The sequence below is a fragment of the Acinetobacter sp. UBA5934 genome (assembly GCF_002430855.1).
Classification (GTDB): Bacteria; Pseudomonadota; Gammaproteobacteria; order Pseudomonadales; family Moraxellaceae; genus Acinetobacter.
In genome coordinates this window covers 788-1821 of the sequence record NZ_DJDC01000098.1, presented here as the reverse complement: position 1 = coordinate 1821, position 1034 = coordinate 788, and the positions used below count along the sequence as shown (strand labels likewise).

At 40.7% G+C, this 1034-nt stretch carries 1 protein-coding gene; it reads left to right on the top strand.

What is annotated here, in order from left to right; translation table 11 throughout:
- Window positions 1-195 precede the first annotated feature (195 nt).
- On the top strand, window positions 196-1034 hold an 839-nt coding region (locus B2Y23_RS06995), incomplete at its 3' end, for a tyrosine-type recombinase/integrase (RefSeq protein ID WP_291369881.1).

The following is a 1034-nucleotide window of genomic DNA, read 5'->3' as shown; positions in this document are numbered from 1 at the left end:
GAGTCTGCTTATACCTACCAATATTCTAAACGTTATGTTATAAGGGTTTTAAGCGAAAACAGTAGCTTAAAGCCCTTTTTTATTGTCTTGAATAATGTATGTCGTTATCTGCACTATCTTTATAATCGGTACTTTTTGCCGATAATGCAGTTTAATTTAGACCAAGATTAGACCAAGATTTTTGAGTTTAGACCAATGAAATTACCTAAGCCGATCAAGCGCGGTGAAAGCTATCGAATAAAAATTATGATTGCGGGGAAAACATATTCTGCAACCAGAGATACCGTAAAAGAATGTGAGCAGTGGGCAGCGCAAAAATTACTTGAGTCAAAGGCAAATCAGCTGGCTGAAGATCAGGGCATAAAACAACACTACCCATTCAAAACACTTTTTCATAAATACTATGATGAGCAGGGCCGGAAGCTTCGCGGATCCAAATACGTCAAAGAACAATTAGGCCCATTTGATGAGAAATTTGGTGCACTGGCAGATATGTCTATTCATGACATTACACCCAAGCATTTAACCGCCTGGCGTAATAAGCGATTAAAAGAAGTTGGTGCAAATACAGTGCTGCGTGAAATTGCGCTGTACTCGTCAGTTTTTAGCTACGCCGTAAAGGAACTATTCCTGCTTGAGACTAATCCATGGATGGGGATTAAGAAGCCTGCTAAGCCCAAGGCGCGTAATCGCCGTATCCGTGATGATGAGATTGATTTAATTATTAAAGGGTTAGGGTATAGGCATGGCCAGGTGCCAACACTTCCCGAGCATTATGTTGCCTGGGCATTCTTATTCGCATTAGAAACAGCGATGCGCCGTGGTGAAATCCTTGGCATTAAAATGTCTGAAATTTATGATCGGCATGTGCATTTACCAAAAACCAAAAATGGTGATGCTCGTAATGTGCCATTGACGAAAAAAGCTTTAGCTTTACTGGATCTAATTGATCATGAGGGTGATAAGTTAATTCCCCAGAATGAGAATGCCTTCAGATTGATGTGGGAACGCCGTAAAGCGAAAGTAGGGCTATC